Source organism: Streptomyces cellostaticus (assembly GCF_001513965.1).
GTDB classification, from domain to species: Bacteria; Actinomycetota; Actinomycetes; order Streptomycetales; family Streptomycetaceae; genus Streptomyces; species Streptomyces cellostaticus.
In genome coordinates this window covers 184,219-189,879 of record NZ_KQ948026.1, presented here as the reverse complement: position 1 = coordinate 189,879, position 5,661 = coordinate 184,219, and the positions used below count along the sequence as shown (strand labels likewise).

At 74.5% G+C, this 5,661-nt stretch carries 4 protein-coding genes; 1 reads left to right on the top strand and 3 read right to left on the bottom strand.

What is annotated here, in order from left to right; genetic code table 11:
• Positions 1-1,991: hypothetical protein (locus AQI88_RS48545; protein WP_279616564.1), on the bottom strand; the 1,991-nt coding region annotated here is incomplete at its 3' end.
• Positions 1,992-2,046: 55 nt separating this feature from the next.
• On the bottom strand, positions 2,047-2,529 hold the full coding sequence (locus AQI88_RS23245) for a hypothetical protein (RefSeq protein WP_067002591.1): 483 nt from the start codon (positions 2,527-2,529) through the stop codon (positions 2,047-2,049).
• Positions 2,530-2,659: 130 nt separating this feature from the next.
• Between AQI88_RS23245 and AQI88_RS48540 the strand changes: the two genes are divergently transcribed.
• Positions 2,660-4,447 carry a caspase family protein gene (locus AQI88_RS48540; RefSeq protein ID WP_067002589.1) on the top strand — a complete coding sequence of 596 codons (1,788 nt, stop codon included), beginning with the start codon at positions 2,660-2,662 and terminating at the stop codon, positions 4,445-4,447.
• 13 nt (positions 4,448-4,460) lie between these two features.
• Here the strand turns inward: AQI88_RS48540 and AQI88_RS23235 are convergent.
• A partial coding sequence (locus tag AQI88_RS23235; protein WP_208615874.1) for a CHAT domain-containing protein occupies positions 4,461-5,661 on the bottom strand: 1,201 nt, incomplete at its 5' end.

Genomic DNA, 5,661 nt, shown 5'->3' with positions numbered 1-5,661 from the left:
CCGGCCTCCCGGCCGACCTGCCGCTCGGGCGCGGCCTCCCAGTGGGCCTGGGGCTCGGTCGGCTCCTGGGGCTCGGGCGCAGCCTCCTCACGGATCGGCGTCCCGGACGCGAACTCCTTGCTGACCCGGGGCTCGGACGCGGCCTCCTTGCTGAACTGGAGCTCGGACGCGGACTCCCTGCTGACCCGGGGCTCCGGCGCGGCCTCCCAGCTGGCCTGGGGCTCGGGCGCAGCCTCCCTGCGTACCGTGCGGCCCTCGAACGGGGACGCGCCGCCGCCTGCCGTCGGCAGAGTGGCGATCAGTTCGCGGACCTTGGTCTCGACCCGGTCGGCCGTGGTGAACTTCTCGTACCAGTCGGTGAGTTCGGCGGAGGCGCCGCGCAGCTGGTGCAGGGACTCCGTCTTGGCCCGCTCCAGCAGGTCGCGGGCCGCGGCCTGGGCGCGCGCTGCTGTCTGGGCCTGGTTGCGGAGGATCAGGCCCCAGACGAGGGCGACGATCGCCGCGGCGCCGATCGCGAAGCCGGGCCAGGCGCCGGCGAGGAAGAGGAGGATCGCCGCGACGACTCCGACCAGCGGGGCCACCTTCTTCAGCCACGGGAAGGCGAGCGCTTCCACGAACGGGCCCGTGTAGTGGTCCCAGTGGTCGCTCAGGGACTTTTCCAGGGCCGCCAGCGGCTGGGTGAACGAGCCTACCCAGGCGGGGAGTTGGAAGAGGCGTGAGCCCACGGAGTGGCTGGTGGCGAACTGGGCCTGGACGTCCTGCGGCACGGCGGCCCGGTAGTCGCGGGTGTGGCCGGCGTGCGCCTGCTGGAACCACTCGTGGCAGGCCGCGACGGAGAGCCGCTGGGTGGCCGGCGAGGTGCCGATGGCCTGCGGGTTGAGCGCCGCGGTGGTCTGCACGGTGAGGTAGTCGAGGGTCTCCTCGTACGACGCGGAGTCCGCGTCGGCGGACTTGCGGGCGGCGGTGAGGTCGCCGTCGTGGTCGACCACCGCCTGGTTGAAGGCGAGGTCGCGGCGGAGCGGCAGTTCCTCGTTGTCGTACTCGGAGACGAGCCGGTCGAGGATGTCGTCGACGGCGTCCTCGATGCGCTCGGACGGCTGGAACTCGCGGTCCATGACGGCCTTGTACTTGTCCAGCACGGGCTGCTGGCCGCGCGCGGAGGAGAGCACGCCGTCGAGGGTGACCCACTGCGGGGAGACGGCGGCCAGGCGCGGGAACTCGGCGGCCTGGGACGGGCCGCGCAGGGACTCCAGCTCGTCGCGCCAGCGCCGGACCTGCTTGGCCTGGGCGTCGGCGTTGTCCATCAGCTGGGAGCGCCACTCGGCGAGGGTGCGGTCCAGCAGCTCACGGCCGACCAGTCCGAACGCGCCCTGGGCGATGGCCTCCAGGATGACCGCGAACTCGCGGCCGAGCGCGGCCGGGTCCTGGGCGAGGAGGTAGTGGCGGAGCCAACGGACGGCGGCCTCGGAGCGGCCCTGGCGGCGCAGGACGAGGGCGAAGAACAGGGAGGTGCGGTCGGGCGAGCGGCGGAACGCCTCGTCGACCGCGCGGTCGCACAGGGTGCGGTCGTCCGCGGACCAGGAGGCGAGGGCGACCAGGGCGGGGGCGAGCCAGTAGCGGGGGGTCTGGAGCATCAGCTGGTCGCCGACCATCCGGACGTTGTCCTCCGACACCAGGCCGATGTCGAAGGCCTGGAGCATGCCGACCGCGGTGCGGCGGACCGTCTTGTGGTGGCCGAACTCGTGGTCGATCTTGTCCTCGATGGCCCCGATGCGGGTCTCGGCGCGCTGCACGTTCGCGGTGGCCTGCGCCTGCTGGACGAAGGCGAGGAACTCGTCGCGCAGCTGCTGGAGTTCGGTGCGGGTCTGGTGCTGGTTGGCCTCGACGGTGTGGACCTGGCCGGAGACGGAGCCGACCTGTTCGCTGAGTCTGATGACGAGGTTGCTGACCTCCTGCACCTGGCGGCGCAGTGTGTAGTCGACCTCGGACATGCGGAACTCCGTTCGCGTGCTGCGGGGATGAGCGGGCTGGGGCAGGGTTCGGGGCTCAGGGGCGGACGACGGTGCCGTCGTCCAGGACCGGCAGGATCAGGCCGTCGTCGTAGACCTCGATGTAGGCGTAGCCGCCGGAGCGGGCGAGCATGCGGGCGGCCGAGAACGGCTCCGGCATCGGCTCGGCGGCGGAGAAGTGCCGGACGATGACGTGGAGGAGGCTGAGCTGGTGGTCGACGTAGGGCGGGCCGAGGTGGCAGCGGGCGACGAAGCCGAGCGGCGTCGAAGCGTACGCCGTCGTGTAGTGCTCGCGGACCCACTCGGCCAGCGACCGGCAGGCCTGCTGGTCGAGGCCCGCGTCGAGCCGGCCCACGGCGTCCATCAGCTTCCCGGAGCGCGGTGTGTACAGCTCGCGGCGTACGACGCCGGGTGCCGGGTTCGCGGGCGCGGAGGCCGGCTGGGCGCCCAGGCCCGGCTGAGCGCCCGGGCCCTGTTGCGTCGGCCGCACGATACGGCGCGGCCGTTCGGTGTTCCCCATGTGTCCCCCGAGAGTCATGGGTGGTGAGCGGTTGTGCGATGCACGGAAGGTGAAGGTTAGTGACGTCACGTCAAGAGTGCATCTCCGTCCCGTTGATTGACCCCCGCGTGACACTGGCAAACTCTCCTCCATGGGGAGGATCAAGGCGCTCCTGGTGGGCATCGACGACTATCCGGCGTCCGTGGCGAGTGCGCTCGGCGGCTGTGCGAACGACATCGCGGAGGCTGGGCTGCTGCTGGCCGACCTGGCCGGTGAACAGACGGACCTCGCCGTCCTGTTGAACGGCGAGGCGACCGTGGACGCGGTGACGGACGCGGTGCTGCGGCATCTGGGCTCGGCCGGTCCGGGGGACACGGCGCTGCTCTGGTTCTCCGGGCACGGCACGCAGGAAGTCGCCACCGGAGGCGACCTGCTGATCGAGGCGACGGGTCTGAACCAGGCGCTGGTGTGCGTGGACGGGCCGCTGCTCGACAAGCGGCTGGGCGTGCTGCTGGACCGGGTCGCGGCGGGCGGCGCGCAGGTCACGGCGGTGCTGGACTGCTGCCACTCGGGGGGTGCGACGCGGGAGGCGGAGCTGACCGAGAGGTTCGCGCCGCCCCGGCCCGGGTGGGATCTGGACGCGCGGGAGGTACGGGGGCCGGGCGGGCCGCCCCGGCATGTGCTGCTGGCGGCGAGCCGGCTGGACGAGCCGTCGTACGAGGGCTGGTTCGAGGGGCGCCGGCACGGGGCGTTCACGTATGCGCTGGTCGGCGCGGTACGGGCGGCCGGCCCCGGGGCGACCTGCCGGGAGCTGCTGGCGGGGGCCGCCGCGCGGGTGCAGCGGGCGGGCAGCACCCAGCATCCGGTGCTCTTCCCGGACCTGCCGGGCGGCGCGGCGGACCGGCCGCTGCTGGGCGGCCCGGCCCGGACGGCGGGCCCGCACCTGCTGCGGTACGGCACCGAGGGCTGGGAGGTGGACTGCGGCGCGGTGCACGGGCTGCGGGAGGGCGGTGCGCAGGCGCAGGGCACCACGTTCGCGGCGCTGGACGAGGGGCCGGGCCGGGGCGTCGTCAGGGCGCTGGAGGTGTCGGCCGCGCGCACGCTGGTCGCGCCGGTGGGCTGGGAGCCGGAGCCGGAGCGGGTGTATCCGGTCGGGCTGTCGGAGGTCGCGCTGCCGCCGGCCAGTGTGACGGTGGACGGCTCCCCGGAGGATGCCCGGCAGGTGGCGGCGGCACTCGGGCCGCTGCTGCGGCTGGTGGACGGGGCCGAGCAGGCGCGGGGGCTGCACTTCCGGGTGCGGGTGCGGGACGGACGGGCGCAGGTGCTGCGGCGCGACGGTACGGAGTTCACGGCGGCCCTGCCGCTGCGGGGGCCGGGGGACGCCGGGCGGGTCGCGGACTGTCTGGCCCACCTCACCCGCTGGCACCAGTTGCGGGATCTCGCCCCGCGGCCCTCGCTCCTGGACGGCCTGGTGGAGCTGGAGATCCTCCCGTGGGGCTCGGACGAGCCGCTGCGGCCGGGCGCCTCGGGCGAGATCGTCTGCGTGTACGGCAGCGGCCCGCGCCCGCCGTGGGTGTCGATCCGCCTGCACAACCGCTCTGCCGATCGGACCCTGTGGTGCGTGCTGCTGGACCTGACGGACCGGTATGCGTCCAGTTCGGTGCTCTTCCCGGGCCATTTCGTCGGGCCCGGCTGTACGGGCCATGCGCTGGACGGCGATCCGGTGCAGCTGTCGCTGCCCGCGTCCCGGGCAGCCGTGCCCGGGGCCGAGGCCCGGGACTGGCTCAAACTCATCGTCGCCGACCGCGAGTTGAACACGCTGCCGTTCCAGCTGCCCGCCTGGGACACGGTCGCCGAACCCCGGGATCTGGGCCCGGTGCTGGGTGCGGCGGGCCGCTGGACGGCGGTGACCGTGCCACTGCGCACGCTGGTGCCGTAGGCGCTGAACGGGGTCAGTGGCCCAGGTGGGTGAAGCCGGCCCAGGCGCTCAGGTCGTGCGGGTCGGTGCGCCGGGCCCGTTCGGCAAGGAACTCCGGGAGGCCGGGCGGTAGTTCGCGGTCGGGGTTGAGCATCCACAACTGGGCCCGGCGCAGGGCCCGGGCCGGGGGTTCGCCGTGGGTGCGCAGGAAATGGTGGGTGAGGAACATCAGGACCGAGGTCGCCTCGTCCGGGACCGGCCACAGCGAGCCGACGACCGAGCGGGCACCGGCGGCGAGGAAGGCGGTGGCGAGGCTGTAGGCCTCGTTGTGGCCGCGGCCCGAGACATGGCTGCGGCAGGCGGCCAGCAGGACGAGGCCGAGGCGCTCGCCGCCCGCCCCGGTGATCTCCTCGGCGCCCAGCTTGCCGTCGTGCAGGGAGAGATAGGCGCTGCGGCGGGCGTTCTCGGCGACGGACGCGTGGCAGGCGAGATGCAGCACTCCCCCGTCGTACGGCATCTCGCGCAGCCAGCGCAGCACCTCGCCCGGGGTGCCCGGGCCGTCGGTCGGGCCGAGGGTGCGGCGGCCCAGGTAGCGGGCCTCGGGGTAGAAGGCCCGCTGGACGGCGTCGGCCTCCTCGCCCGCGTGGCGCAGGTCGCCGGTGGGGTTGCCGACGATCAGGGCGGCGCCGGTGTGCTCGGCGGCGGGCCGGGCGGCCACCTGGCACAGCAGGCGGGCCGAGGCGGCGTAGGAGATCTCGGCGGCCTGCAGCGCGTACTGCCGCCCGCGCGGCCCGCCCGCCTGCCAGGCCGCATGCCAGGGCACGAGCCCCAGCTTCCCCATGGGCACCAGCACCAGCCTGGGCAGCCGCCCGGCAGGCATCTCGAAGGCTTCCAGCAGGGGCCGCATCGCCGCGTACCAGGCCCACCCGCACAGCCGGTCGAGCTGGGCACGCAGGGAGGGCGGGGCGGTGGGGCGCCAGCCCGGGACGGGACCCAGGTCGCGAGGGTGGGTGGGAGCGGGGCCTGTGAGGTGGGCGGAGTCGTCAGCCGGGCCGTCCTCCTGCAACGGGTCGCCCGGGACAGGGGCTTGCCCCAGGGCGCTGCCGCCACCCGGGCCGTGGGCCGAGGTGCCCTCCGGGACAGGGCGGCCCTCGTCCTCGGACAGGCCACCGCCCGGGCCGCAGGCCGACGCACCCCCCGGGACAAGGCAGCCCACGTCCTCGGACAGGCCACCG

Excerpts from the sequence above, each read along its gene's own strand:
- AQI88_RS23245 (WP_067002591.1), bottom strand. The coding sequence starts at position 2,529 with ATGGGGAACACCGAACGGCCGCGCCGTATCGTGCGGCCGACGCAACAG.
- AQI88_RS48540 (WP_067002589.1), top strand. The coding sequence starts at position 2,660 with ATGGGGAGGATCAAGGCGCTCCTGGTGGGCATCGACGACTATCCGGCG.